General features: G+C 60.2%; 25 protein-coding genes, 4 tRNA genes and 1 pseudogene. 17 read left to right on the top strand and 13 right to left on the bottom strand.

From position 1 onward, the window contains the following. Positions 1 to 42 precede the first annotated feature (42 nt). From dtd to HMPREF2943_RS12215, 3 genes are all read right to left on the bottom strand, one after another. Positions 43 to 519 carry a D-aminoacyl-tRNA deacylase gene (gene dtd, locus HMPREF2943_RS08205; protein WP_070446759.1) on the bottom strand — a complete coding sequence of 159 codons (477 nt, stop codon included), beginning with the start codon at positions 517 to 519 and terminating at the stop codon, positions 43 to 45. A 98-nt stretch (positions 520 to 617) separates the two neighbouring features. Then, positions 618 to 2,159 carry a DUF7782 domain-containing protein gene (locus tag HMPREF2943_RS08200; RefSeq protein WP_210399730.1) on the bottom strand — a complete coding sequence of 514 codons (1,542 nt, stop codon included), beginning with the start codon at positions 2,157 to 2,159 and terminating at the stop codon, positions 618 to 620. Between the two features lie 79 nt (positions 2,160 to 2,238). Next, a complete protein-coding gene (locus HMPREF2943_RS12215) occupies positions 2,239 to 2,721 on the bottom strand; it encodes a DUF3099 domain-containing protein (protein WP_141740731.1) in 483 nt (160 codons plus the stop codon). A gap of 48 nt (positions 2,722 to 2,769) precedes the next feature. Here HMPREF2943_RS12215 and HMPREF2943_RS08190 point away from each other — a divergent pair, with 48 nt between their 5' ends. The 7 genes from HMPREF2943_RS08190 to dhaM all read left to right on the top strand — a co-directional run bounded on the left by HMPREF2943_RS08190 (position 2,770) and on the right by dhaM (position 9,715). Continuing rightward, positions 2,770 to 3,021 (top strand): DUF3039 domain-containing protein, encoded by a 252-nt coding sequence (locus HMPREF2943_RS08190; RefSeq protein ID WP_012715089.1) that lies wholly within the window; start codon positions 2,770 to 2,772, stop codon positions 3,019 to 3,021. A gap of 102 nt (positions 3,022 to 3,123) precedes the next feature. Then, positions 3,124 to 4,914, top strand: a complete 1,791-nt coding sequence (locus HMPREF2943_RS08185; RefSeq protein WP_070446762.1) for a DEAD/DEAH box helicase — start codon at positions 3,124 to 3,126, stop codon at positions 4,912 to 4,914. A gap of 215 nt (positions 4,915 to 5,129) precedes the next feature. Beyond that, entirely contained in the window at positions 5,130 to 5,576 is a 447-nt protein-coding gene (locus HMPREF2943_RS08180) for a DUF2871 domain-containing protein (protein ID WP_070644931.1), read from the top strand. 2 nt (positions 5,577 to 5,578) lie between these two features. Next, positions 5,579 to 7,207 (top strand): DHA2 family efflux MFS transporter permease subunit, encoded by a 1,629-nt coding sequence (locus tag HMPREF2943_RS08175; protein WP_070446764.1) that lies wholly within the window; start codon positions 5,579 to 5,581, stop codon positions 7,205 to 7,207. Positions 7,208 to 7,331: 124 nt separating this feature from the next. Beyond that, positions 7,332 to 8,333, top strand: coding sequence for a dihydroxyacetone kinase subunit DhaK (dhaK, locus tag HMPREF2943_RS08170; protein WP_070446765.1), 1,002 nt, complete (start codon positions 7,332 to 7,334; stop codon positions 8,331 to 8,333). Positions 8,334 to 8,335: 2 nt separating this feature from the next. Next, positions 8,336 to 9,001, top strand: a complete 666-nt coding sequence (dhaL, locus tag HMPREF2943_RS08165; RefSeq protein WP_070644929.1) for a dihydroxyacetone kinase subunit DhaL — start codon at positions 8,336 to 8,338, stop codon at positions 8,999 to 9,001. Positions 9,002 to 9,004: 3 nt separating this feature from the next. Then, the gene (gene dhaM, locus HMPREF2943_RS08160) at positions 9,005 to 9,715 is read left to right on the top strand and encodes a dihydroxyacetone kinase phosphoryl donor subunit DhaM (protein WP_070711306.1); all 711 of its coding nucleotides are present in this window, start codon (positions 9,005 to 9,007) and stop codon (positions 9,713 to 9,715) included. Positions 9,716 to 9,803: 88 nt separating this feature from the next. Here dhaM and HMPREF2943_RS08155 read toward each other — a convergent pair whose 3' ends face one another. Next, positions 9,804 to 11,261 carry an RNA polymerase sigma factor gene (locus HMPREF2943_RS08155; protein WP_070711305.1) on the bottom strand — a complete coding sequence of 486 codons (1,458 nt, stop codon included), beginning with the start codon at positions 11,259 to 11,261 and terminating at the stop codon, positions 9,804 to 9,806. A 201-nt stretch (positions 11,262 to 11,462) separates the two neighbouring features. Then, on the bottom strand, positions 11,463 to 12,260 hold the full coding sequence (ppgK, locus tag HMPREF2943_RS08150) for a polyphosphate--glucose phosphotransferase (protein WP_070711304.1): 798 nt from the start codon (positions 12,258 to 12,260) through the stop codon (positions 11,463 to 11,465). A 334-nt stretch (positions 12,261 to 12,594) separates the two neighbouring features. Between ppgK and HMPREF2943_RS08145 the strand changes: the two genes are divergently transcribed. Next, positions 12,595 to 12,885, top strand: coding sequence for a DUF4193 domain-containing protein (locus tag HMPREF2943_RS08145; protein WP_070446770.1), 291 nt, complete (start codon positions 12,595 to 12,597; stop codon positions 12,883 to 12,885). 64 nt (positions 12,886 to 12,949) lie between these two features. Here the strand turns inward: HMPREF2943_RS08145 and HMPREF2943_RS08140 are convergent, their stop codons facing one another. Continuing rightward, positions 12,950 to 13,477 (bottom strand): DUF3093 domain-containing protein, encoded by a 528-nt coding sequence (locus tag HMPREF2943_RS08140; RefSeq protein ID WP_070446771.1) that lies wholly within the window; start codon positions 13,475 to 13,477, stop codon positions 12,950 to 12,952. Between the two features lie 113 nt (positions 13,478 to 13,590). On the opposite strand from HMPREF2943_RS08140, the gene dut reads away from it, so the two are divergent. The 5 genes from dut to dxs all read left to right on the top strand — a co-directional run bounded on the left by dut (position 13,591) and on the right by dxs (position 19,134). Further along, positions 13,591 to 14,067 carry a dUTP diphosphatase gene (gene dut, locus HMPREF2943_RS08135; RefSeq protein ID WP_070644927.1) on the top strand — a complete coding sequence of 159 codons (477 nt, stop codon included), beginning with the start codon at positions 13,591 to 13,593 and terminating at the stop codon, positions 14,065 to 14,067. A gap of 45 nt (positions 14,068 to 14,112) precedes the next feature. Beyond that, on the top strand, positions 14,113 to 15,027 hold the full coding sequence (locus tag HMPREF2943_RS08130; RefSeq protein WP_070446773.1) for a DUF3710 domain-containing protein: 915 nt from the start codon (positions 14,113 to 14,115) through the stop codon (positions 15,025 to 15,027). 55 nt (positions 15,028 to 15,082) lie between these two features. Continuing rightward, on the top strand, positions 15,083 to 15,838 hold the full coding sequence (locus HMPREF2943_RS08125; protein WP_070446774.1) for a DUF3159 domain-containing protein: 756 nt from the start codon (positions 15,083 to 15,085) through the stop codon (positions 15,836 to 15,838). Further along, a complete protein-coding gene (locus HMPREF2943_RS08120) occupies positions 15,835 to 17,127 on the top strand; it encodes a class I SAM-dependent RNA methyltransferase (RefSeq protein WP_070711303.1) in 1,293 nt (430 codons plus the stop codon). Before HMPREF2943_RS08125 ends, HMPREF2943_RS08120 begins: the two co-directional genes overlap by 4 nt. Positions 17,128 to 17,241: 114 nt before the next feature. Then, positions 17,242 to 19,134, top strand: a complete 1,893-nt coding sequence (dxs, locus tag HMPREF2943_RS08115) for a 1-deoxy-D-xylulose-5-phosphate synthase (protein WP_070711334.1) — start codon at positions 17,242 to 17,244, stop codon at positions 19,132 to 19,134. Here dxs and HMPREF2943_RS08110 read toward each other — a convergent pair. Together HMPREF2943_RS08110 and HMPREF2943_RS08105 are read right to left on the bottom strand one after the other, a co-directional pair. Continuing rightward, complete coding sequence (locus tag HMPREF2943_RS08110; RefSeq protein ID WP_070711302.1) at positions 19,131 to 20,378, bottom strand: HRDC domain-containing protein; 1,248 nt, start codon at positions 20,376 to 20,378, stop codon at positions 19,131 to 19,133. The two genes, dxs and HMPREF2943_RS08110, sit on opposite strands and share 4 nt — an antisense overlap. A gap of 1 nt (position 20,379) precedes the next feature. Next, complete coding sequence (locus HMPREF2943_RS08105) at positions 20,380 to 20,994, bottom strand: DUF3000 domain-containing protein (protein WP_070446948.1); 615 nt, start codon at positions 20,992 to 20,994, stop codon at positions 20,380 to 20,382. A 176-nt stretch (positions 20,995 to 21,170) separates the two neighbouring features. On the opposite strand from HMPREF2943_RS08105, the gene hemQ reads away from it, so the two are divergent. Next, positions 21,171 to 21,872 carry a hydrogen peroxide-dependent heme synthase gene (gene hemQ, locus HMPREF2943_RS08100; protein ID WP_070446778.1) on the top strand — a complete coding sequence of 234 codons (702 nt, stop codon included), beginning with the start codon at positions 21,171 to 21,173 and terminating at the stop codon, positions 21,870 to 21,872. Positions 21,873 to 21,928: 56 nt separating this feature from the next. Here hemQ and msrB read toward each other — a convergent pair whose 3' ends face one another. The 5 genes and pseudogenes from msrB to HMPREF2943_RS08075 form a co-directional block, all read right to left on the bottom strand. After that, positions 21,929 to 22,342, bottom strand: coding sequence for a peptide-methionine (R)-S-oxide reductase MsrB (gene msrB / locus HMPREF2943_RS08095; RefSeq protein WP_070711301.1), 414 nt, complete (start codon positions 22,340 to 22,342; stop codon positions 21,929 to 21,931). Further along, positions 22,339 to 23,550 carry a glycosyltransferase family 87 protein gene (locus HMPREF2943_RS08090; RefSeq protein WP_070711300.1) on the bottom strand — a complete coding sequence of 404 codons (1,212 nt, stop codon included), beginning with the start codon at positions 23,548 to 23,550 and terminating at the stop codon, positions 22,339 to 22,341. The genes msrB and HMPREF2943_RS08090 overlap by 4 nt, the downstream gene beginning before the upstream one ends. A gap of 104 nt (positions 23,551 to 23,654) precedes the next feature. After that, positions 23,655 to 24,098, bottom strand: a pseudogene (locus tag HMPREF2943_RS08085) (dihydrofolate reductase family protein); the annotation flags it as partial. Between the two features lie 180 nt (positions 24,099 to 24,278). Next, positions 24,279 to 25,166, bottom strand: coding sequence for a TDT family transporter (locus tag HMPREF2943_RS08080; RefSeq protein WP_070711298.1), 888 nt, complete (start codon positions 25,164 to 25,166; stop codon positions 24,279 to 24,281). 271 nt (positions 25,167 to 25,437) lie between these two features. Then, positions 25,438 to 25,512, bottom strand: a tRNA-Val gene (locus HMPREF2943_RS08075). A gap of 342 nt (positions 25,513 to 25,854) precedes the next feature. Between HMPREF2943_RS08075 and HMPREF2943_RS08070 the strand changes: the two genes are divergently transcribed. The 3 genes from HMPREF2943_RS08070 (at position 25,855) to HMPREF2943_RS08060 (ending at position 26,136) form a co-directional block, all read left to right on the top strand. After that, a tRNA-Gly gene (locus HMPREF2943_RS08070) sits at positions 25,855 to 25,930 on the top strand. Positions 25,931 to 25,961: 31 nt separating this feature from the next. Beyond that, a tRNA-Cys gene (locus tag HMPREF2943_RS08065) sits at positions 25,962 to 26,032 on the top strand. A 32-nt stretch (positions 26,033 to 26,064) separates the two neighbouring features. Beyond that, positions 26,065 to 26,136, top strand: a tRNA-Val gene (locus tag HMPREF2943_RS08060). The last annotated feature ends 65 nt before the right edge of the window (positions 26,137 to 26,201 follow it).

Here is a 26,201-nt window from a genome sequence, read left to right as displayed (position 1 = left end):
AAGAGTGAGGTTTTAGGCCATTTTGGGGGAGGCGCGCCGCACCTAGACCTCCACGAGCACGGTGAACGGCCCTTCGTTGACCGAGGAGACGCGCATCATCGCTCCGAACTGGCCTTCCTCCACGGTGATTCCGCGTTCGCGCAGGCGCGCAACTACACCCTGGATCACCGGCTCCGCGGCCTCGCCTGGGGCTGCATCTGACCACGAAGGTCGGCGGCCTTTCGCGGTTCGTCCGTAGAGGGTGAACTGGCTTACCACCAGAACTGGCGCACCACTATCGACCACGCTGGTCTCACCCTCGAGGATGCGCAGCTCAGCGATCTTGCGCGCCATCGTGTCCATCTTCTCCTCTAAAGTCGGGCCGTCGCTAGCGGTGGCGTCACCACCTGCCTCGACGTCCTCCCGCGACACACCAATGAGTGCTAGGACTCCGCCGGTGTCGGGGCAGGTAATGGACCCAACGACGTCGTTGTCAACGGTGACAGAGGCTTCAGAAACACGGGTTAAAACAGCACGCATGGCAGGGAAGTACACAACCTTTCTGTAGAGGAGTTCTTTCTCGGATGAGAAGTACGCGGGGATTGAAGGAGGAAAGAGGCTCTTAGTGGGGCGCGAGGCTACTCAGTGTTGCTAAAAGCTAGCAGCTCAGTCGGGATGAGAAGCCCGTGGCGGATAAGATCCACGATGGCCGGAAGTGCTGCGCTGACCAACTCGGCTTCTTCAAAACCCTGCGCGGCGGCGTAGAGCTCGATGGTTTCACCGATGCTCAAACCATTCGGGTTAAACCCGGCGACAATGGCCGCGAGATGCTCATCGACATCGTGCTGCCAGCGGGGGCCATCGGTACGGCTGAGCCGCAGTGCCGCGCGCTCAAAGCCCATGCCCAGGTCCCCATCGGGCAGCGCAACGTCCTCACGGGCCACCCCGGGGCGCAGCTGTACATGCTTAGTTTCTAATTCACCCGGCACCAGGTTGCGCAGCCATTCGACGCGCGCGAAGTATTCTTCCACTTCCGGGCCGAGCGGATCGATAACTGGCTGCGCCATGGTCTCCGCCAAGATATCCGAGGGCTCGTCCTCACCGATGCGCTGGATGGCCACGAAACCAAACCCGATTCCGGTGACCTCGTTTTCACGGAAGTGCTCCAGCCACCGGCGAGACCGCTCTTGGCCTTCAGGGCTGCGAACATCCACGGATTCATCGCTCAACCAGGTTGAGACATATAACGCTGGGTCCGCCACATCGCGCTGAATGATCCATGCAGCGACGCCGGTATCCGGTAGCCACGAGGCGACGCGCTGCTGCCACGATTCTTCGCCTTGATGCACCCAGGCTGCGAGTACGTGCGCTGTGCCCCCAGGGTTGAGATGCTCGACTGCCTGGGAGACCACCAGCTCGCTTGCTCCATCCAGGTTGAGGCCGGAGTCTCGATAGACATGCCCCACTTCGGGTAAGCCAACCACGAATGGAGGATTAGCCACGATGCGGTCGAAGCGCTCATTCTCAACGGGTTCGTACCAGGAGCCGTGGCGTAGCTCAACGCGGTCTTCCGCCTCCGCCGCGAGGACGGTGGCGCGGGCGAGTTCAAGGGCTCGCTCATGGACGTCGGTAGCCACAATGCGTTGCGCAGAATCCAGCTGCCCAAGGACCTGGACGCCTGAACCCGTGCCTAAATCTAGTACTGATTCCACTGGTGTCGTTGGCGTTGAATGCAACAAGGACAGGCTGGCCGAGCCCACTCCCAACACATGCTCGGGGCCGGGGACGTGATGCACCAGAGATGCATCAACATCGGAGAACACGACACGATTCTTGCCCACGATGATGTGCGGTCGAATGTCATAAGCCACGTAGGCGGTGCCGTGTTCGTCGCTGAGCACGACACCGCAATCAATGAGTTGGGCGGCTAGGCGTGCTCCGAGGACGTCGGAAAGCAGCGTGGCTGGTACGTGTTCATGCAGCAAGAAGATACGGATGAGATGGTCCAGGCGGGAATCGCCGCTTGCTCCTAGCGCAACTGCGGCGGGCTCGCCGCGATGCAGGGCTTCGGTGTACTCGGGTCCCAAATGGCCTGCGATGCCATCCGCACTAAACCCTGCCTCCGCAAACACTCGGGAAAGTTCTGCCGCAACGTCCGCGATGGGGTGTTCCGGGTTCATCGCTGGGCCAAAAGGAGAAGGCTGCTGGGTGCTCACAAGAGAATCCTTAAATGCATCGGGGAGGGAATACAGTGATGTTCTAATCTTCGTGGTCAATAGTGTCAGCTGCAGTACTGTTTGTGTCTGCTCCTGACGAGGGTTTGTGCCGCCCAGGCGTGCTGGGCAGTTCACCATGGGAACCGCTGGTGAGTTCTTCACGTTGTGCTTGCGCCATTTGCCGGGCAAGGGCTGGTTTATAAACAGCTTTTTCGCGCTTGTCTTTCTTTTGACCCCGGCCATTGCCAATGACCACAGCGATCCAGGGGAGGGGGAAGGTGACGGCCACGACAAGGGCGGCGGGGATCCACCACTGCCAGACATAAACCATGGCCCCGGCTATCAGGAGGGATGGAACGCGCAGAAACTGCAGTATGGAGTAGATGATCTCGCGGCGATGCCGGTCCTGACCGGGGGCGAGTTTTGCCGTGGTGATGAGGTGCGTTTCGCGCCCGAATCGGCGTCCGCGCCGCTGCCCCGATCGTGGGGTATGGCGGGCGTTATCGCGCGAGTTCGAAGGGGTCATGCCTATCAGCGTAGCTGGAGGACTCGCCAACTTCGATACTGATGCGGCATGATAGTGGGCGTGAGTACGACGACTAAGACTATTGAGCGCCCTGATGTCCGCGAGGATACGTCGACCAACGACGACACCCCGAAGTTCTTCCACTACGTGAAGAAGAACCAGATCCTCGACTCCGCGGTCAACGGCAAGTACGTCGTTGCCCTGTGCGGAGAGACCTTCCCGGTAACCAAGCAAGCCAAACCTGGTTCGCCCGTGTGCCCTGACTGCGAGCGCGTCTATAAGAGCTTGCGCCGCCGTTAAGCTGTGCATCGACGTTCATCCTGCGTCGATGCCAAGCATTAGGGATAGAGAACTTCACAGAAGCGGGATGTTGGGATAACTAGAGGGGGATAGTCGCTGACCGTGTCTACACAGACTCCAGCACAGAGATTTGCCAATAACGGTTCGCTGCGCGTGTGGCAACGCGCTGCTTTGGATAAGTTCCTAGCCACCAAGCCGAAGGATTTCATGGCGGTGGCAACGCCAGGTGCAGGTAAGACCACCTTCGCCCTGCGGGTGGCCACAGAGCTTATGGCGGACCGCACCGTTGAGCGCGTCATCGTGGTGGTGCCCACCGAGCACCTCAAAGTGCAGTGGTCGGAATCCGCCTCCCGCGTTGGCTTAGCGCTCGACCCCAAGTTCACAAACTCCTCGGGAGTCAACCCCGCGATGGACGGTGTCGTGGTGACTTATGCGCAGGTGGGCATGCACCCGTACAAACACCGAGCGGTGGCCTCAGCTCGGCGCACCCTGGTGATCCTCGATGAGATCCACCACGCCGGTGATGCCAAGAGCTGGGGCGATGGCGTGCGGGAAGCCTATGATGATGCGGAGCACCGCCTCGCGCTGACCGGTACCCCCTTTCGCTCCGATGACTCGCAAATTCCCTTCGTGCGCTACGAGGAGGATGGGGAAGGTCACCTCGTATCCCGTTCTGATCACACGTATGGCTATGGCGATGCGCTTGCCGACGGTGTCGTGCGCCCCGTCGTCTTCCTCAGCTACTCCGGCGAATCCCGCTGGCGTGATAGCGCCGGTGAGGAACATGCGGCCCGGCTCGGCGATATTCTCAATCCGGAGCAGACCGCCCGCGCATGGCGCACGGCCCTCGACCCGAAAGGCGAGTGGATCCCCACCGTCCTGCAGGCGGCGCACACACGGCTGATGCAGATGCGCCGCAACATGCCGGATGCCGGCGGTCTCGTGCTCGCTACCGACACGACAACCGCGCGCGCCTACGCCAAGATCCTCAAGCAGATTTCCAATACCCCCGTCTCCGTCATCCTCTCCGATGACCCAGGCTCCTCGGCGCGTATTGCAGAGTTCTCTGAATCCACCGACGAGTGGATGGTGGCCGTGCGCATGGTGTCGGAGGGCGTCGACGTTCCCCGCCTCGCCGTGGGTGTGTATGCCACCTCTGCGTCGACACCGCTCTTCTTCGCGCAGGCCATCGGGCGCTTCGTGCGCTCCCGCATGCCAGGGGAGACAGCCTCCGTCTTTCTTCCTTCCGTGCCGGTGCTCTTGGGGCTTGCCGAGAACATGGAGAAGCAGCGCGACCACGTCCTGGGAGGGGAGAAAAACCCCGACAAGGATGGCTGGGACGATGAGCTGCTCGAGGACGCCAATAAGAAGAAGTCCGAACCGGACATGCTCGAGCCTTCCTATGAATCCTTAGGCGCGGAAGCAGAATTTTCAGGACTGCTTTACAACGGCTCGCAGTTCACCACGGGCAATATCACCGATGAAGAAGAGGATTTCCTCGGCATCCCCGGGCTTCTCGACGCCGACCAGGTCAAGGACCTTTTGCGCAAGAAGCAGTCCGATGAGCTGGACCGCCGCGAGGCAGAAGAGAAGGCGCGCCGGGCTGCAGAGGCGGCAGAGGAGCAACGCCGCAAGCTCTACGGCACTCCGCATGCGCCCAAGCGCGGGGCGGAGGCATCGGCAAGCAGCACCGGTTCCCAGTCAGGTGTGGTGGATGAGATTTCCGCGTTGCGCAAGGAGCTCAACACAGTAGTGTCTATCACCGCTCAACGCACCGGCCGCCCACACGGCGCTATTCACACTGAAGCCCGCAAGGCTTGCGGCGGCCCTCCCACCGCGTTGTGCGACGCCGAGCAGCTCCAAGAGCGCATCGATTATCTGCGCAAGTGGTAGTTGGCGCCGCTGAGTAGGCGTGGATTCGGGGAAGAAGAGAGCTGCGGGCTGAGGGCTAGGTGCGCGATCAACTAGTTGGTTGATGTCAAAGTCAGCCGACCACTCGATGACTGTGCTGGCTGCGCCAAGCAGGATGGATACCAGAAGGCTTTGGCCGTGATAGATAACACCCTCGGTGCAGCAGCCACAACACCGTGGCTAGGAAGGAACAAGTAATGAAGTCCCTGTATAGAGCAGCTATTTTCTACCTCGTTATGGGGTTGGCAGCAGGACTATTCTACCGTGAGTTCACACGCGCAAATGATTTCCCGGAGGGCCAGTTCACCCAGTTGGGCGTGGCCCATACCCACCTCTTGGCGCTGGGATTCATGATGTTTTTGATCTTCCTCGTCGTGGACAAGGTATTCGGCGTCTCGCGGAATAAGAAGCTGTTTAACTCCTTCTTCTGGTTCTACAACATTGGTGTCGTGCTTACCGTTGGAATGCTCATCTGGCACGGCAGCCTGACCGTGTTGGGCGAGGAATCCACCGCCATGATCGCCGGGATTGCCGGTATTGGCCACATCCTCATCACGATTGGCCTCGTTCTCTTCGTTGTCGCACTTGGCCGCGCATTGAAGGAGCCGGCTAACTCTTCCACCCCGGCACCCGTGAGCGCCTAGTCATGTTGTCGCCCACAGCGGGTTCCATCACGGCGGTGCCGACCCGCCGTGACTGGATTAGTCTTGCGGTTTTGTCGGTAGGACTGGGCGTCATTGTCCTTGATGGCACCATCGTCGGGGTAGCGCTGCCGGCTATTATTACTGACCTCAAACTGGACATAACTCAGGCGCAGTGGGTCAACAGCCTCTACGCGGTAGTGCTTGCCGCACTGTTGTTGTCCACCGGAAAGATCGCGGATAGTTGGGGTCGCAAGCGAGCGTTTCTCGCCGGTCTTAGCATTTTCGTAGCAGGCAGCGTGTGGGCGGGTTTCGCGGACTCCGCAGGCACGCTCATTTCCGCGCGTGCAGTACAAGCAGTGGGTGCAGCGTTTATCATGCCCTCAACCTTGTCCACGGTGAACGCCGTTTTCCGAGGCAAGTATCGCGCGGCTGCATTCGGTGTGTGGGGCGCAGTTATCTCTGGCGCCGCCGCCGTCGGACCTTTGGCCGGTGGCGCGCTTACCCAGTGGGTATCGTGGCATTGGATCTTCCTGGTCAATGTTCCCATTGGCATCATCGTGGCTGTTGGAGCTGTGCTCACCGTGCGGGAAACCCGTAGCCCCGAAAAACGGCCCGGGGTCGACGTCGATGGCGCACAGTTGAGCGCGATTGCCTTCGGAGCCCTTGTTTTCGCGGTGATTGAGGGGCCAAGTCTTGGCTGGTGGACACCACAGTCCGAGCTGACGGTGTTCGGCTGGACATGGCCCACCACCGCGCCGGTATCTGCGGTGCCAGTTGCACTGCTCATCGCCGCGATCAGTTTCAGTTTGTTCATCCGCTGGGAGGAGCACCGTGAGCGAGTACAACGCTCCGCGCTGCTGGACCTGGGCCTCTTTTCCTACTCCACGTTTTCCTGGGGAAACATCACCGCGGGCGCGGTAGCTATCGGTGAGTTTGCGATTATTTTTATCCTCCCGCTGTACCTCATTAATGCGCTGGGCTTGAGTGTGATGTCCGCTGGCCTCGTGCTCGCGGCGATGGCAATCGGCGCCTTTATTTCGGGAGCCGCCGCACGGCATGTTGCTGGCCGCTTTGGTGCTCCTGGAACAGTGCTCATAGGTCTGGGCCTAGAAGTTGTCGGCGCGCTTATCCTCGCGATGCTCCTGAGTCCGGACACTAGCGGTTGGGTCATCGCGCTTCCGCTTGTGTTGTATGGCGTGGGCTTGGGGTTCGCATCTGCGCAGTTGACGGGCACGGTCTTGAGCGAGATACCGGTAGCGAATTCGGGGCAGGCATCTGCTACCCAGAGCACGGTCCGCCAGATCGGCTCCTCCCTCGGCACCGCGGTTTCTGGTTCCGTCTTTTCCGTCGCCCTAGCACTGGCGTTGCCGAAGGCGCTCGAAGACATCGACGTCGTCGGCCCAGCCGCAGATGCCATGGCGGAAGCTACCCGCCAGTCCGCGGGCTCGAGCATCGCAGGACTTCGCGCACAGGGCGCGGCTGGACCCTTTGGGGAACAGACAACAGCGTTGGTGCAGGCGTTGAGCGAAGGCATGAGTGATGCAGCTCGATGGTCGCTTCTGGCCGCAGTGATGTTCTTGGTACTCGGTGTCTTTGGTGCGTTGCAGGTTCAAAAGGCCGCGAAGAGCTAAGAAGGTGAGGCGGGGGCTACAGGAGCGTTACGCTGGTCTCGGCAGACCGTCCGGTAGCGAGGGTAGGCTCGGCAGCATTCCCAGAAGAGTGCTCGAGGGCAATGAAAACCTAAGGAGAAGGATGATGAAGAAGCTCATCAACTCGCCGGACAGCGTAGTAGAGGAATCCGTGGAGGGCTTTGCTTTAGCACACGGTGACATAGTCACTCGATCCACCGATCCTCTCTTTGTGTCCCGCTCGCAGAAGAAAGAAGACGGCAAGGTAGCCATAGTCTCCGGGGGCGGTTCTGGACATGAGCCGCTGCATGCCGGCTTCGTTGGCTACGGCATGTTGGATGCAGCAGTGCCCGGTGCCATGTTTACATCGCCAACGCCGGACGCAATCCAAGCGGCCACGGAGGCAGCTAATGCCGGGGCGGGGGTGCTCTACATCGTCAAGAACTACACCGGCGATGTTCTCAACTTCGACACCGCGGCGGAGCTGGCGGAATTCGATGATATTGAGGTCAGCCAGGTCATCGTGGACGATGATGTTGCGGTGGAGGATTCCACTTTTACAGCTGGTCGCCGCGGTGTTGCCGGCACACTGTTGGTAGAAAAGCTGGCGGGTGCTGCAGCCGAGCGCGGTGATGATCTCGCGGCGGTGGCCGCTGTGGCGAAGAAGGTGGTAGAAAACACCGCGACCATGGGCGCAGCGCTGAGTGCCTGCACGGTGCCACACGTGGGCAAGCCCTCCTTTGACCTCGGGGAAGACGAAGTCGAGCTCGGCGTGGGTATTCATGGGGAGCCGGGCCGCAAGGAAATTCCGTTGGTCTCTGCCGACGACGTAACTGACCATCTGCTTGATCCGGTGTTGGCAGACCTTAAGCTGGGTGATGGGGAGCGTACCATTGTCCTTGTCAACGGCATGGGTGCTACTCCGGCGTCCGAGCTGTACGTGGTCTACCGTCGTGTGGCTCAGCGTCTGAAGGACGCGGGTGTTAGCATCGAGCGTTCCCTCGTGGGTAACTTCGTTACTAGTCTAGATATGGCCGGTTGCTCCGTTACAGTCATGCGCGCGGACGAGGAAGACCTTGAGCTTTTTGATGCCCCGTGCCACACCGCTGCACTACGACAAGGAATGTAGATATGACCGACAATGCAACTTTGACAACAGCGTGGGCCCAGGCATGGATGAAAAACTGCGCCGCAGCGGCACACGAACACCGCGAGGAACTCATCGAGCTTGACCGCGCCATCGGGGATAGTGACCATGGCGCAAACGTCGACCGCGGTTTCCGAGCTGTCGCGGAGAAAGTGGATTCGGATATCTCACCGGAGACGTCTCACGTTGCTGATGTGTTGAAGCTGACGGCAAAGACGCTTATGTCCACCGTTGGTGGCGCCTCTGGTCCATTGCTGGGAACCGCTTTCTTACGCGCGGCTAAGGCCGCAGGCTCTGGAGAGATCGATGCGCCTACGACGGCCGCTCTCATTGAGGCCGCGCTTGAGGGAATAGCCACCCGTGGTAAGGCCTCTGAAGGGGAGAAGACGATGGTCGATGCCTGGGCGCCGGCCGCACGGGCCGCTCGCGCTGCGGCGGATGCCGCACAGAGCCCCGATCAAGTGCTGCGCGCGGCTGCCGACGCCGCAGCAACAGGCGCGGAAGCGACTATCCCGATGGTGGCCACGAAAGGCCGCGCTTCCTACCTAGGGGAGCGTTCTGCTGGACACAAGGATCCGGGCGCTACATCCTCGGCACTTTTCATCGCTGCGGCTGCGGGCGCCGCCGAAACCCTCAAGGAGGAAGCATAGGATATGGCACAACCCCGCGTTGGACTCGTTCTCGTATCACACTCGGCAAAGCTCGCTGAAGGTCTGACTGAGCTTGCTGCTCAGATGGCTCCTGACGTGACCATCCTTCCTGCCGGTGGTCTGGAGGAGGGCGGCATCGGAACGTCCTTTGACCTCGTCGAAGGGGCTATCAGCCATGCACGTGGACAAGGCCTTAGCGTGGTTGTCCTCACCGATTTAGGCTCGGCCACGATGACCGTTGAGTCCGTTCTCGAGTTCCTTGACGAAGACACGGTGACGTTTGTCGATGCCCCCTTTGTCGAATCCACAATTGCAGCAGCCACCGCCGCTCAGCAGGGCGATGGACTCGCCGCCGTGATCAAAGCCGCGGAACGCGCCATCGAAGTCTTCGCTCCGAAGCAGCCCTCAGCCACTGCGTCTGCGGCCGAGGATGACCTAGCAACAAACGCTGATGGGTACTCGCTGACAGTGACTGTGGCCGATGAGGCGGGTCTGCATGCACGTCCGGCGTCACGGATTGCAGAGCTGGCGGCGGAAGCGGCAGGGGATGTCACCCTCTCCTGTGACGGAGAGTCGGCAGAGGCAGACTCTGCAATGATGCTGATGTCTCTCGGGGTATCCCAGGGCGCTTCGGTGACCATCAGCGGAGATGTTTCCGATAAAGACGTTATCGATCGGATCGCCACAGCCATTGAGCTGGGGATCGAAGGCTAGAAAGCCCTTGGGTTTGCCGGCTGTATAGGGCAAAGAAAAAGCGGCGAGGAGGTTTATCCCTCCTCGCCGCTTTATTTCTTCAGTTTGCTTAGTCCAGGTAGTCGCGCAGCACCTGGGAACGCGATGGGTGGCGCAGCTTAGACATGGTCTTCGACTCGATCTGGCGAATACGCTCGCGGGTAACGCCGTAGACTTGGCCAATTTCGTCTAAAGTGCGCGGCATGCCATCGGTCAGGCCGAAGCGCAGGCGAACCACGCCGGCCTCGCGCTCAGAAAGGGTAGTGAGCACATCTTGGAGCTGGTCCTGCAGCAAAGTGAAGGACACAGCGTCGACGGCAATAACGGCCTCGGAATCCTCGATGAAATCACCGAGCTGGGAGTCACCCTCATCACCGATGGTCTGGTCCAAGGAAATAGGCTCGCGGGCATACTGCTGGATCTCCAGCACCTTTTCCTCGGTGATGTCCATTTCCTTCGCCAGCTCCAGAGGGGTAGGCTCGCGGCCCAAGTCCTGCAACAGCTCACGCTGGATACGGCCCAGCTTGTTGATGACCTCCACCATGTGCACCGGAATGCGAATGGTACGGGCCTGGTCCGCCATGGCGCGGGTGATGGCCTGGCGAATCCACCACGTGGCATAAGTGGAGAACTTATAACCCTTGGTGTAGTCAAATTTCTCAACGGCACGGATCAGGCCCAAGTTGCCTTCCTGGATGAGGTCCAAGAATGCCATGCCGCGGCCTGTGTAGCGCTTAGCCAAGGACACGACGAGGCGGAGGTTCGCTTCGAGGAGGTGGTTCTTTGCCTTGCGTCCATCACGGGCGATGGCGCGCATATCGCGCTTCTCCATGGGGGAGAGCTTGGCGGCCTTGTCGCCCTCGGCGCGGGCCTTTTCCATCTCATCCATGCGGTATTGAGCGTATAAGCCGGCCTCGATGCGCTTGGCGAGGGATACCTCCTGCTCTGCGTTGAGCAGGGCGACCTTGCCGATTTGCTTCAGGTAGGCACGGACAGAGTCTGCCGAGGCAGTTAGCTCTGCATCCTTGCGAGCCTGGCGCAGGGCTGCGGACTCATCCTCATCCCAGACAGATGAGCCGTCATCTTCTTCTTCAGAGTCCTCGCCCTCGAGGTCGTCATCGTCGTCACCGAACTCGTCGTCCTCGTCCAACTCTGCGTTGTCCGGATCGAAGTCGATATCGGCATCGTCGTTGGTTTCGGCATCCAACTCGTCGTTCTGATCCTCTGCGAGCTCTTCGGCAGATTCAGAGCTTTCAGGCGAGGTTGCCTTCTTGGCTGCCGACTTGCGCACAGTCTTCTTGGCGGTTTTCTTCGTCGCCTTCTGCGCAGACTTGCGAGTTGTCTTCTTAGCAGCCTTCTTGGCCGTCTTTTTAGCCGTTTTCTTCGCAGTCTTTTTCGCGGTTTTCTTAGCCGTCTTCTTGGCTGTCTTTTTTGCCGTCTTCTTGGCGGTCTTCTGTGCAGGTGCAGATGCCTCGGAGGCGCTCTCGCCCTCGCCGAGTACCTGGTCTGAAGAATCAGTGGCTGCCACGTACGCCCTTTCGACTTGCTCTTTGAGTGGAAACTATGGGGACGCGCAAGTTTATCGCGACTAGTCCCCGATGCTAGCCCGCCTCCGTAATGAGCAGGGGAGGCGCGCCGCTGGATATTCGATAATCGACAGCCCAGTATAGATCATTTTTGTCACTAGGCGGTGACTGGGGTCGACTGGGGAAGATAGGGTCTGCTCGGTTTATGGGCGAATGCCTTCCTTCGCTGCCATTGCGGCCCCGACGATGCCCGCGCGATTGCGGAGCTGAGCTGCAACGACTGGGGTTTCGATGCTCAGGTGCTCGCCCCACTTGTCAAACTTTCGAGAGATTCCACCGCCGATGACAAAAGCTGAGGGGTTAAAAAGCGCCTCGTATTCATGGAGTACTCGGTTGACGCGCTTTGCCCAATGCTTAGTCTTGAGCCCCTCACGATCCTTGACTGCGGACGAGGCTTGGTGCTCTGCCTCCTTTTCCCCGACGATGAGGTGGCCGATCTCCGTATTAGGGAAGAGCTGGCCATCTAGTAGGAAGGCAGAGCCGATGCCGGTGCCTAGCGTAAGGAAGATAACGGGGCCGGAGCGCGCGACGTCATCGCCGTAGGCCACCTCGGCGAGGCCGGCTGCGTCGGCGTCGTTAAGCACAGTACAAGGAGCAGCGAGGTACTTGCTCAGCAAGTCCTGTGCATCGACCCCGATCCATGACTTATCAATATTCGCTGCGCTGCGAATAATCTGTTCTTTGACCACCGCGGGCATGGTGATTCCGACAGGACCGTCCCAGTTCTTCTCAGCGACGATCTGCGCGATTACCGTGGCCACGGCGTCGGGGGTGGCAGGCTGTGGCGTGGCGATCTTGAGGCGGTCGCCGACGAACCCTCCTGTCGCGAGGTCTACTACGGCACCTTTGATACCGGAGCCTCCAACATCGATGCCGAAGGCATGGCCATGGTGCTGGGGGCTCGGATTCGTGTCCTGCTGCTGTGATTCTTGCACGGTCATACCGACAGTCTATGTTTAGCCGCCCGATGATGTGGTGATACTTCAGCATTTAAGCCGAAGGCGTGGGGGAGAATGCTTCGATTTTCGCTGTCCGATGCATCGTGCCCCAATGCATATTGGGTGGGGTGTGAGGAGCTTTACCCAGAAAAATTTTCCACGATACGAAAGGTGCAAACGCACAGCTTAGAACCATGAAAGCAGGAGCGGAGGGGGTATTAGGGTGAGCCGCATGGTGCCCCCATGGCGGGGCGAGTGTGACACGCGGGCCTGTGTGGTTTAGGATGCCGTCGATAAATACACGTACCTATCTATCTGACTCACAGAGGCAAGCATTATGGCCACCGATTATGACGCACCGCGTCGCCGCGCTGAAGATGAGCTCGAGGCTGATTCCCTCGAGGGCCTGAAGGCGGCTGAAAATGACAACAACGGCATGGATGACGATGGCGAAATCGTCGAGGCTTTTGAGCCGCCGTCAGTAGACCTGACGGGCGAGGAGCTCAACGTCACTGTCGTGCCGCGCAAGGAAAACGAGTTCACCTGTTCCGTGTGCTACTTGGTGCAGTCCAATAAGCGCCTGGACCACGAAGAAGACGGGCAGCCCGTCTGCATGGACTGCGCTTAGCTCATTGGTCGGCCAATTGGTTGAACCAATGAGCTAACGAGCTTCCTGATTCTGCACGCGGCGTTTAAGCCTTGGCAGCAGCGGCCTGTTCGGGCACGAAGGCCGCAAGTAGCTCGTCGGGGTTCTTTGAGCCAATGAGCCAATAAGGTGTTGGGTCCTCTGGGTCATCGAGGACAAGCATCACATGTTCTGGTACCCAGCCATGTGTCACAAGGAATGCAGCGGGATCGAGCTGTGGGCCCAACGCATTGCGACGCGCGGTGGCCGGCACCGCGGTGCTTCGGGCGACAACATCATGTGGCAGCTGCGCATCCTTCACGGTGAGCCACCGCGTGCCGTCGGTATCCTGTTCCACCTGCACCACCGTGTTGGACCATGCTAAGAGGACCCACGCGGCGATGGCGCTGAGCAGAATAGCGGGGATGATGACCCACATGATTCCGCGGTTGAGGCTGACCGTGGCTGTAGAGATCACCACAACGGCGGCCGCCATCAACCACCAGTGCCACGGCACCCACTGGCGCTCGCGGTAAAGGATGACGGGGGATTCGGCAGCCGCCGAGGGGGAAGCAGACGAAGAACTCGAAGACATGGCCTCAGAGTCTAGTCGTCTGGGGAGGGGAGAACCCAACGCGCCGAGTAGACATAGCCTCCAGGCCCCAGCCCGTGGGTGCGGCACGGTGGGAGCAAGGTAGGCTGGGCCGCGTGAATGAGCAACATCCCCTCGTAGAACCGGTAAGTCCTTTTGGTCAGATTCAGGTAAAGCGCCTTGATAAGGAGCTTCCGCTGCCGCAGCGCGCCCACCGTGGCGATGCCGGCGCGGATCTCTATGCTGCGCACGATGTCACTCTGCGTCCCGGCCAGCGGGCTTTGGTTGGCACGGGTATAGCCCTTGCCCTGCCGATGGGCACGGTCGGCTTGGTTCACCCTCGGTCCGGCTTGGCAGCCAAGCATGGGATTTCCGTGGTCAACACGCCAGGCACCATCGATGCGGAGTACCGCGGTGAGGTTAAAGTCTGCCTTATTAACCACGACCCAGTAGAGACCTTTGAGGTTGAGCGGGGAATGCGTATTGCCCAACTCCTTGTGCAACGCGTGGAGTTGGTCGGTTTCCGTGAGGTTGAGGAACTCGATGAGACCGCTCGCGGTGAAGGCGGTTACGGCTCCACTGGCGTCAACTGACTCGAATAGACCAGTAACACACACGAATTAAGGAAGGCATAAACTATGGCGATGTGGCCCTTTGGCAAAAAGAAGAAGGACGAGAATAAGACCGAGGACGCGGGGAAGAACCCGGATCTCCGTCAGGACGAGGCTGCTCCGGAGGCAGCAGAGACCGTAGCCGATACCGCTGCCACGGCTCCTGCCGAATCCAGCGCTGGCCTAGTCCGCGAAGCCAACGATGATTCTCATGGTGTTACCGGGATTAAGGCCGTGGCACATGATGCCATCAACGGGGAAATGGGGCCCTACGACGGCGATAACGTTGATATTGCCGAGTTCAACTTTGAGGACTTCTCGGTTGGTTTGCTGGACCTGGGTTCCATGCGCATCCCGCTGCCGAAGGGCTCGCAGGTCCAGGTGGAGATGGGCCAAGACGGCCCGCGCATGCTCCACATCCTTACGCCGCACGGCCGCATGACCCCCGTAGCCTTTGCCGCGCCGCGCACGCCAGGGCAATGGGCGGAATCTGCGGAGGATATCGTCCAAGGCTTGGAAGCCGATGGTTTTGCCGCGCACCCAGAGGACGGGCCTTGGGGATCTGAAATTGTTGGATCCAGCGACAAAGGCGGGATCCGCATTATCGGCGTGGAGGGGCCGCGGTGGATGTACCGATTGACCCTGGCCGCCCCGGCGGGCAAGGAAGAAGAGCTCGCAAAGCTGGGGCGTGAAGTCGTCGCCCGTACCTTCATCTACCGTGGTGAGGAGCCTATCCTGGCCGGAAGTTCGCTTCCTGTTATGCTGCCGCAGCAACTGGCTGAGCAAGTTCAGCAGGCCCTGAAGGAGCGCCAGCAGCAGGCTGCCGATGCCGACAACACTGCAACACCGGAGGCCGCATCAGCTACCGAAGGCGTCGAGAACGCCGCGGAGGCCCAAGCCCGCGAACAGCTGCGGGAGCTCGAAGACAACGAGAAGAACTAAAACTTTAAACGTTGTTTTCTCTCCCCGGCACTAGCGAAAAGGATTCTTAAAACACGTGACCACCCCTACGCCTGAAGAGCACGATTTCACTGAGCGCGGCGCCGCCCCTAGCCCCGCAGATACCGCGGGGCCGAGTACCGATACGTCACCGCAGGCAACGGCCGTGGTCCCGGATGCCGAGGTGGAACCATCGTTGCTCGAACAGATGGGAGGCCTGACTGGGCTCGTGTCCGCGACCCTACCGGTGCTGGTTCTCATCCCAGTCAACAACGTCTGGGGTCTGGGACCAGCGCTGGCTGCGGCGCTCGGCGTGGCATTGGCCATTAGCGTGTGGCGTTTGGCCCGCAAAGAGACCCTGCAGCCGGCTGTTTCCGGCCTGTTGGGCGTAGCTATCTGCGCCGCTATTGCCTGGTTTACAGGGGATGCCAAGGGCTATTTCCTTTATGGAATCTGGATGTCGCTCGTACTGTTCATCGTGGCGGTGGTCTCTATCATCGCGCGCTGGCCACTCGTGGGCGTGGTCTGGAAGGGCCTGAACGGCGATGACATGGGGTGGCGCACAGTACCGAAGGCACGGCGGGCCTATGCCTTAGCAACAGCGGGGTGGGCCGCAGTCTTCATCGCCCGGTTCATAGTGCAGCGCGCGCTGTACGACGCCGACGAGACCACAACCCTCGGCATCGTCCGCATCCTCATGGGCTGGCCGCTGACCGGTATCGTCACCATCTTGACTGTTTGGATGGTGCGTCGCGCCAACGCTGTTGTTGAGGAAGCGCAGGGCTCCGGAATTACACAAGGAGAAAACTCATGACTAAGACTGAGCGGAACGCTGAGAGCGCAGCCATCACCAAAGGCCAGTCTTTCGGTACCTCCATCGAGCGCATGGGGCACGGCGGTGTCGGAATCGGCGCAGCACCCGACGGGCGTGTGTGTTTTGTCCCCGGCGCTTTTCCCGGAGACCAGGTAGCAGTGACGGCTACCAAGGTGAAGAAATCTTTCGTGGAAGCCGAAATTGATGCTGTGCTCAAGGCAAGCCCTGACCGCGTTGAATCTGCCTGCCCGGCGGCACAGCGTGGTGCCGGGTGCTGCGACTTCGCTGAGCTAGACCTAGCGGCGGAGCCGGGAATCAAGGTCGCAGTCTTGCGGGATCAGCTGCGCCGGGTAGGACGCCTTGAGAGTATTCCAGAAATTGAGCCTATTGATGTGGCGCCCCAGCGAGGGTGGCGCACGCGGGTCCGGTTGGGCGTCGACCAGCAAGGCCGTGCTGGTGTGCGCAAGCGCGGATCCACAGAACTGGTTACGGACGTGGCGTGCAGCCAGCTAGTACCGGGCCTTGTCAGCGGTCTGGTCGGTCCTGGAGCCCGCACATTTAGCCCTGGCGCGGAGGTCATTGCGGTCATGGACAGCGACGGTAACCGCCACGTCGTGGAAACCCGGAAGGCGCCGCGCGGCCGGAGGATCGAGACTATTCGGGAGACCATCGAGGCGCCGACGCAAGACGTAGTTCAACGCGCTGATGGCCACGAGTTTCACTTCCCACCCACCGCCTTTTGGCAAGCACACATCGGCGCACCTGATGTCTACACACGGCTTGCGCGTCAGTGGCTCGCGGCTGAAGGCGAGGCCGAAGAACACGAAGCAACGAAGGGATCCGAGGTCACAGCAGTAGCGTGGGATCTCTACGGAGGAGTAGGGCTATTCGTTCCCGCGCTGGCTGAAGTCACTGCACCTGAGGGTGGGCACGCCACGGTGTATTCCGTCGATTACTCGCCGGCGGCTGCGGCAGCGCAGCCGGGCCTTTCAGGAATTGATGTGCACTTCCGGACAGCTAAGGTGGAGCAGGCCGCAAGCCAGCTGCCGCGGCCAACAACGGTCATTTTGGATCCTCCGCGTACCGGTGCGGGTGTTGAGGTGGTGGACGCCATTGCCGCTGCGGCGCCGCAGCGCGTCCTCCACATTGGCTGTGACCCCGCTACGTTTGCGCGTGATATCGCTGCATGGTCCGAGCGCGGCTACCGCATGGAGCGCCTAGCTATGGTGAATGCCTTTCCGGGAACACACCATTTTGAGACCTTGGCACTGCTGGTTTCTGCGGCATAAGGCAGGATGCATCCGCGGCGGAAGATCCCGGGGTAATGATTGACGTGTCACGCGTATAAGCGGGTACGGTGGTAGAGAAGAAAACGATCGATGAAGGGGTTTAAGGCAAGCTCTATGGGCATTCTGGATTCCATTCAATCACCAGGCGATCTCAAAGCCCTGAGCAAGACGCAACTGGTTGAGCTCGCGGCGGATATCCGCCAGCGCTTGATTGAGAAGGTGTCCGCCACGGGCGGTCACCTCGGGCCCAACCTGGGCGTTGTGGAGCTCACGGTGGCGATCCACCGCGTCTTCGACTCCCCGCGGGACCCCGTCGTCTTCGATACCTCGCACCAGTCTTATGTGCACAAGATGCTCACCGGCCGTGCCAACCAGTTTGATTCCTTGCGCCAGAAGGGCGGCTTATCCGGGTACACGGACCGTGGGGAATCGGAACATGACTGGACCGAATCCTCGCACGCTTCTGCAGCGCTATCCACGGTGGACGGCCTTTCCAAGGCTTTCAAGATTCGCGGTGAATCGCACCGCAATGCCGTGGCAGTCGTCGGTGATGGTGCCCTCACCGGTGGCATGTGCTGGGAGGCATTGAACAACATCTCTGCGGATAAAGACCGCAACGTCGTCATCGTCGTTAACGACAATGGCCGCTCCTATTCGCCGACCATTGGCGGCCTTTCGGAGAACCTCGGGCGTATTCGTGCACAGCATGGTTATGACGAGTTCATGGAGTTGGGCAAGAAACGCCTGAAGTCGATGGGTTGGGTAGGCGAGCGTACCTTTGATGCTCTGCACGCGGTCAAGGAGGGCGTAAAGTCCACCGTTCTGCCTACCGAGATGTTCCCAGAGTTGGGAATCAAATACATTGGCCCCATTAATGGCCACGATATCGACGCGGTGGTCCGGGCACTGAGTTATGCCCGGGACTATGACGGTCCCATCATCGTGCACACCGTCACGGAGAAGGGGCATGGCTTTGCCCCGGCGGTCAATGAGCCGAAGGACCAGATGCACTCCACCGGAGCTATCGACCCGGTCACCGGTGTCTCCAAGGGGCAAACGCAGCCGGGATGGACTGCGGCCTTTTCCGAGGAACTCATCAAGGCCGGTCATGCGCGCGAGGATATCGTGGCTATTACCGCTGCTATGGCGGGGCCGACGGGTCTTGCGCCCTTCCAGGAGGAATTCCCGGAGCGATTCTTCGACGTTGGCATCGCCGAACAGCATGCCATGGCCTCCGCCTCCGGTCTGGCGCTGGCCGGAATGCATCCGGTAGTGGCGGTGTACTCCACCTTCCTTAACCGTGCAGTGGACCAAGTCGTCATGGACATCGCGCTGCTCAAGCTGCCCGTCACCATCGTGCTCGACCGCGCCGGTGTCACGGGCTCTGATGGCCCTTCGCACAACGGAGTGTGGGACATGGCGTTGATGAGCATCGTCCCGGGGATGCGCATTGCCGCGCCGCGCGATGGCGCACGCCTGCGTGAGCTCTTTAATGAGGCCATCTCTATTGAGGATGGCCCCACGGTGGTGCGCTTCCCCAAGGGCAACCTCCTTGATGACCGCGACGAACTCAAGCGCCTCGATGACGGGGTAGATATCCTGAGCTATTCCGATGCTGCTGCGGCGGAAGCCACTGATGTACTGATCGTCGCTATCGGTGCCATGAGTGCGCGTTCCCTGGGAGCAGCTGAGCTGCTCGAAGCCCAAGGCTTCAACGTCACCGTCGTGGATCCGCGCTGGCCGGTGCCGGTCCCGCAATCCATCGTTGCACTCGCTGCTGATCATGATCTTGTGGTCACGGTAGAGGATGGCCTCTTGCGGGGCGGCGTGGGTTCCATGGTGGCGGAAGCACTCGACGCCGCGGATGTGGATACCCCAGTCCACCGCCTTGGTGTTCCTGGGTGCTTCCCCAAGCATGCCAGCCGCGGAGAAATCCTTGAGGAATTCGGGTTGACCCCGGAGGGAATCACGGACTCCGTGAATGAGTGGGTAGCTGCTCGGAGCTAGAGGCGCGGTGGCATAGAGCGTATTCGCGCTAGACCGCGACGCAGGAGCGGCGCGGATAGCTCTACCTGCCATTCGCGCGCACCTTGGGAACGCAGGAAATCGGGGATATCGGCGTCTGCTGCGATTTCGCCCGCCACACCGCCTTCAGGTCCGCAGGCCGCCCAGACTACAGCGCGGACCAAGCTGGGTTTGAGGATCAGCTCGTAGCTCATGCCCAGCTCTTCACCGAGAGCCTCGAAATCACTACGGATCTCGGTATAGAGCTGCCACAGCTCGGGGAAATCTCGGTTAAAAGCTGATTTGGAAGGAACCGGGCGTGGGCTGCGCAACGCCTTCGGCCACTGCTGGCGCGGGCTAGCAAGGGCGGTCTCGATGGCATCGAACCAGCGCAAGGTGGCGCCGCCGCGGCGGCGGGGGAAGCCTTTAACTTGATTGATTTCGTGCGGCGACCGGGGCACGCGGCGCGCGATGTCGACGAGCACACGGTGCGGCAGTACTCGGTTAGGGGCGATGTCTTGGGAGCGGGCGATGGATTCGCGTCGCTGCCACAGTTCACGGGCTACCACGAGTTGCTCTCGGGAGCGCAGAGAGGAGACACCCTTGAGGGCCCGCCACGACCTAGGTTCAGGCCCAGTGATGCGGGCGTGGTCTTCGACAATCCTCTCAAACTCTTCATAAGCCCAGTCGAGCTTGTCCTGTTCCGCAAGAATATCTCGCAGTGTCACGGCGAGCTCGTTGAGAAGCTCCACGTCGAGCGCCGCATAATTGCGCCACTTCCGCGGGATGGGGGTTTCGGACCAGTCGGAATCGCCGTAGCCTTTTTCCAGTTCAACGTCGAAAAGCTCCAGCACCATTGCGGCCAAGTTAGGGTGTGCGAAACCGGCGAAGCGGGCAGCTAACTCGGTATCGAACAGCATGCCCGGGTATAGGCCCATCCACGCTAGGCTCGGGAGATCGGAAGGGGCGGCATGGACCACCCACTTTTGCCCATTGAGCACCGGTGCGAGTGCTGCGCGGAGCTCATCGCGGTGGTGCTCCGGGGCGAACAAGAACGTGCCTGCACCCTCCCGGCGGATTTGCACGAGGAAGGCGCGGTCATCAAAACGGTAGGACGAGGCGCGTTCGGTGTCGATGGCAAACGGCCCGGTGCCCGCAGCTAAGCGGGCGGCACCGGCCTGAAACTCACGGGGAGAAAGGAGGACTTTCGGCGTCCCATCAACCGGTACCTGGCGCAATTCGCTCATCTTAGCGTCCGAGTTCGGCTACGCCCTCTGGCGGCAAACCAGCGACGAGAGAGAGGACTTGCGCAAAAGCTTCGACGTGTGGGGCGAGATCCAGGCCGGAGGCAGTCCACGAGGCGCGCATTTCTAATTGGTAGGCGCGCGGTGGTCCGCCAATTTCGCCGAAACGAACGGAAGCGGTCGAGGTGACGGTGCCTCCCAAATTCGTATGAGTAGCTTCGCGCACGTCGAGGGATTCAGTGAGCCATTCCCAGGCGACGTCGGGAAGCAGCGGGTCCCCGGCGACGGCATCGTCCAAGTCTGCCTGGATGTAGGCCACCAGGCGCATCGCACCTTCCCAGGCTTCCTCAGCGCCTGGGTCGTGCAACAGGATGAGGCGGCCGAAGGCATCGCCTTCAGAGTCAGTAGGGATAAGGTCCCCGTGTTCTGTGCGCTCAACCTCGAGGCCAATGGCGTGGCTGAATGGAGCCAGGCGTTGCGGTGGGCGGATGGTGCCCAAGGTGATTTCGGGGCGCAGCTGTGCGGTATGGAGGGACTCGACGGCCTCCGTGAAGGCGGTCGGAGTGCTCGGCTCCGCAGGGCGCGATTCGGCGGAAGAGGCGGCGGCGCGATCGTGCAGGTTGGTCGGTGCCCCTGCGAGGTTGCGCGAAGAAACGTCGGAATTGCTCACGGGGATCAAGGTATAAGCTCCGCCCGTGTGGCGGTGGAAGGCGCGCCGAAAAGCTAGTGGCGCGCGGAGGCGCCTCCAACTTATGATGGATAAGAAACTCTGTCGGTTGAAAGAAGGAGAAAGGCATGTCGAAGGTCAACTTCGCCGAGCTCAACAAGGTCCAGCGCTACTCGCAGCACGCGGTATTTCAGGTGATCCCGGGTGCGTTGGGCACGGAGCGCGAGGAGATCGTTGCGCAGGCGCAGAAGTTCTTCTCTGAGCTCGAGGAAGCAGGCGTGGTTACCGTTCGCGGTATCTATGACCTGTCCGGAATGCGCGAGAGCGCTGATTACATGATTTGGTGGCACGCGGAAGAATTCGCCGACATCCAGAAGGCTTTCGCGGATTTCCGCCGCGAGACCGTCCTGGGCCAGGTTTCTGAGGTGACGTGGGTAGGAAATGCTTTGCACCGCCCGGCGGAGTTCAACAAATCTCACCTGCCGTCCTTCATCATGGGCGAAGAACCTGGCGAGTGGATTTCTGTCTATCCCTTCGTGCGTTCCTACGACTGGTACACCATGGATGAAGAAAAGCGCCGCCGCATCCTCATGGAGCATGGCATGCAGGGCCGTGATTACCCGGATGTGCGCGCAAACACCGTGCCGGCCTTCGCGCTGGGTGACTATGAGTGGATCCTGGCCTTTGAGGCCCCAGAGCTGCACCGCATCGTGGACCTGATGTACCTGATGCGCTACACCGAGGCTCGCCACCACGTGCGTGAGGAAATTCCCTTCCACACCGGACGCCGCGTGAAGGACGTCGCTGAGCTCATCGCTATCCTGCCTTAAGAGCTGCGATAATTCGGGGTAGCGGCAGCGAAAGGCACCGGAAGTCGGTTGAGGGTTTAGTCCTCGACCGGCTTTTCTTCTAGGTCGAGGCAGATGGAATTAATGCAGTAGCGCAGGTCCGTCGGCGTATCGTAGCCTTCGCCTTCGAAGACGTGTCCAAGGTGGGATTCGCAGTTGGCGCACAGCACCTCGATGCGGCGCATGCCCAGTGAATTGTCTTCACGCTCAATGATGGCGTCGCCGGCCAAAGGGGAGAAGAAGGACGGCCAACCGCAGTGCGACTCGAACTTTTCCGTGGAGCGGAAGAGCTCGGCACCGCAGGCCCGGCAGGAGTACACACCCTCGGCGGTGGTGTTGGTGTATTCACCGACGTGCGGTGCCTCGGTGCCAGCCTCGCGCAGGACGTGGTATTCCTCCGGACTTAGGCGCTTGCGCCATTCAGCATCAGCAATGAGCTTGAAATCAGTCATGCAGGGATTTTATCGCTCGCTTGATGCTTGGGGCTAGTGCCTCGCTCCGCAGCCCACCAGCCGGCCACCGAGGCGGCGGTGACCACAATGAGCAGTCCCCACCCAAGGGTAGCGATAAAGACGCTCATCCAGTGCGCGGCGGTGGGCATGCTGGACGACGTCCACTCGAGCGGTGCCAAGAATAAAAATGCGGCCAACCATGCTCCCCACGTGTGGAAGACCGAGCGCGCAAGTACCACCGTAAACAGCATGGGGATAAGCCACATGGAGTAATACTGCTGACCCAGGGAGGAAAGGAAGAAGATGCCGACCATGATGGCACCACTGGTGCTCAGCGCCCAGAAGGTGGGCTCACTGTCGTGCCAGCGCAGCAGACCGAGGATCGCCACTGCCGCTAGAGCTGCGAAGAGCAACCAGATGGGGTAGTAGATGATGCCAGGAAGATCGAAGTAGGCGCGCACGCCCGGCCACGAGGCGTTGGCATAATCGCGTGTGGTGGACAGGTAAGGCACAAGGTTGGCGCGGAAGCCCTCCACGCCGGGGACGAACGGCCAGGCTGCAAGGTTGACTACCAAAGGTACGGCTACGCCCAAGCCTACAGTGAGCCAGCGCTTGCGGACGAGGGCGAGGAAGAGCAGCGGGGCAAATTGTGGTTTGACCAGAATTGCCAGTCCGATGCACAAGCCAGCGGCCCAGCCGTGTTTATCCAACAAGGCTAAGAACGCCACCATCGCGAGCAGCAATAAACCGTTGATGTTGGTAAAGACCAACGTGTTGATGACTGATTCGGTAGCGAAGGCTGCGGCGATGCTGACCGGCCACAGCGGGCCCCGCAGGCTGTGGCCTACAAAGCGGGTCAACACGGCTAGTGCAGCGATGATGGCGGCGGCGTTGGCCAGAATGAAGGCGATGCGCGCGTGTTCCTCGGACACGATCCCCAAGGGGGACAGGAGGACCGTGGCGCCTGGGTTATACAGGTAGAGCGGTTCGACGAAGGAATAGTTCTGTTCATAGACCGGGGTGCCCACCCACAGGTTCCGGATCGCGCGGTAGACGGTGCCGAAATCATCAGTCACCGTGCCGTTGAAGGCGAACACGAACACGCGATGGAAAACCAAGACGATGGCGGCGGGCCACGCGGCGGCCGTCCACAGTCGCGCGGAATCAGCGGATGTGGAATCTGAGGGTGAGGGAGCCGGAGAAGTCACGGCAGCACAGTTTACGGGGTCTGAGTGCGCCGGTAGCGCAGAAACACCGTGTTGTCGACGGCGGTGACGTTCTCTAGCTCGAGCTTGAGTGCGGGGGAGGTGGCCTCGCCGTCAACGACTGGCTTTTCGACGGAAGGGGAAAGGTGCGGATCAAGCGTCAAATACAGCTTGTCTACGAGGCCTTCTGCGATAAAAGCGGAGTAGACGGATGGCCCACCTTCACAACTGATGCGGCGCGCGCCCTGGGCGCGGAGGGCAGCAATAGCCTCGCTCATGGTTCCGGTACCTGTGCTGACGACTTCGGCACCAGCGTCGGCTAAGCGCCGTGCCTCGAGTGAAGATGCGCGTTCTGCGGGGGTAAGCACGAGGGGGCCAGCTGCAATGAAGTCCTCGAAGCCGGAAAAATCAAGGGAGTGGCTGAGCACGGCGAGCCGCGTGCTTGTCGACGGTCCGTACTCTTCCGACTTCACCGTGGCTGAGCCGATGACGGCAATGTCGGCCCACTCACGCAGTGCAGCGAAGAGCTGAGCGTCGGTGCCGTTGCCCATCGGTCCTGAGGTTCCATCGATGGTGGCGGAGCCGTGGAGAGTGCTCACCGCGATCAAGCGGATTCCTTCTCGGTCAGGCCCCATGAGGTGTTCGATCAGCGCGGTGTCACTCATGGCGCCCTACGGTACCTAAAATGTCGACGACGGCTTAGGGTGTGGGATTAGTCGGAGCGTATGTGATCAGGCGCGTTGGAACCGCCATGTGCCGAAGCGCAGCGCAGAGGCTCCCCAATGCAATAGCAAGAGCACCAATAAAGCAAGGGACAACCGGTGCCAGCCTTCATCCCAGGAGCCAAGGCACAAAGTGCCGACAGGGAATGTGGAGCCCCACCAGCCTGGGCCATAAGGGGCCCACGCAACTACCGCTTGGTAAAAGCAATACATTGCGAATACTACGCAGGGCGCACCAATGATGAACATGATGATGCCGTAGAGGTGGGCGTCAAAAAGCAGTGTCGAGGCCGCCGTTGACTGTCCAACCACGCCGAGTGGGATCCATGCCGTACCCGCAGCCGCCTCGCGCGGCCTATCTTGACAGCGTACTAAAGACCAATAGCAATAAGCGAACAGCGGAATTGCGGTGATGAACGTGAGGAAGAAGCAAAGCTCACCGGCATAGTGGTAGAACTGCCCGTGATTGATAGCCAATTGACCCGCGGAGGTCGCCGCCACCATGGGGGAGACCAGCGCCAGCCCCCAAGGAAACGCGGGCTTGTCGTAGTGGTCTTGCTGTTTGAACAACCCCCACAGCTGCCACAGGCAGACCACGACCGAAAGCGGTGCGCCAATCCACCAACTTGCCAACTGGAAGGCATCGGTTCCGGTCAGCGCGGTCCATGCCGAGCCGCACGCCAGCAGGCCCATCGTGTACATGCCCCACGCAGCCATATTCTGGTGTCGAGGCGGTTCATTTTTCGCGCCCACGGTAAAAATCACCAGCAGAACAGCTGCGATAAGAGCAAAAACAATTTGGCCTACGCGTAGACCATGCAAACCCGACAAAGTTGACGCAATTGAGGTTCCCATCAAGGAGCCTGCCCAGGCTGGGCCGTACTTTGGCAACTGCACATCTATCACCCTATGCCTGCACGTGTTGCTATTGAACCATTATGGAGTTATCGGGTAACTACGCGTGGGGGCAGGTCCAATATCGTGCAGACTTTATTAACCATGCCGTGTCCCCCAACGGGTTAAGCTATCGTGTCTGGCTTTCTTGGCCAGTTTCAGGAACAATGAGAAAACACCCCTGGGTGAACAGCTAAATGCGGATTCATTTTCCACATAGTATCCACGCGGAGGCTTGTGTTATACGCTGCACGTCTTTAACCTGCAACTTTAATGGTGGTCCTAGCTGGGATTGAACCAGCGACCTTTCCGGTGTGAACGGAACGCTCTCCCACTGAGCTATAGAACCTCGCTGCAGCACTTAAGGTACACCGCGCGTATGGAAACCCCTAATCGTCCAGCTCAACCGCGCTTTCATTTACTCTGCGTGGCTGCTCGCGGCTGTAAGGATGTAGTGGCTGCTCAAGGCTGTGCGAGAACGGATGGATCTTGGAGATCTCCCGTCAGTACTAGTGTGTTCCTAGTGCAAATCATGCGCAATCACTGTAACCGCAGTCTCAATCACACTAATGTAATCCATGTGCTGTTGGATGGTTGGGGATTAGTGCTGTGGGCTGCGGATTTGGAAACTAGGGCGGTGCACGATAAAGTTTCTTCTCGCACCACGGCATACCAGCCGGGAACGTGCAATGCGGATGTAGCGCAGTTGGTAGCGCATCACCTTGCCAAGGTGAGGGTCGCGAGTTCGAGTCTCGTCATCCGCTCCAGCACATGTAGTGTGTGAGGCGGTATCGCCACGGTGGAATGGCCGAGTGGTGAGGCAACGGTCTGCAAAACCGTGCACACGGGTTCGATTCCCGTTTCCACCTCAAGAGCTGGCACCCAATTCTGGGTGCAGTGAGCGCGTTTAGCTCAGCGGGAGAGCGCTTCCCTGACACGGAAGAGGTCACTGGTTCAATCCCAGTATCGCGCACAAGGACTTAGTCCTAGAAACCGGGCCTGGTTTCGAATGCGGATGTAGCGCAGTTGGTAGCGCAT

The sequence above is a fragment of the Corynebacterium sp. HMSC072D12 genome, from assembly GCF_001813925.1.
GTDB lineage: Bacteria > Actinomycetota > Actinomycetes > Mycobacteriales > Mycobacteriaceae > Corynebacterium > Corynebacterium aurimucosum.
The sequence above is the reverse complement of the archived record's forward strand: the minus strand, read 5'-3'. Positions and strand labels throughout refer to the sequence as shown.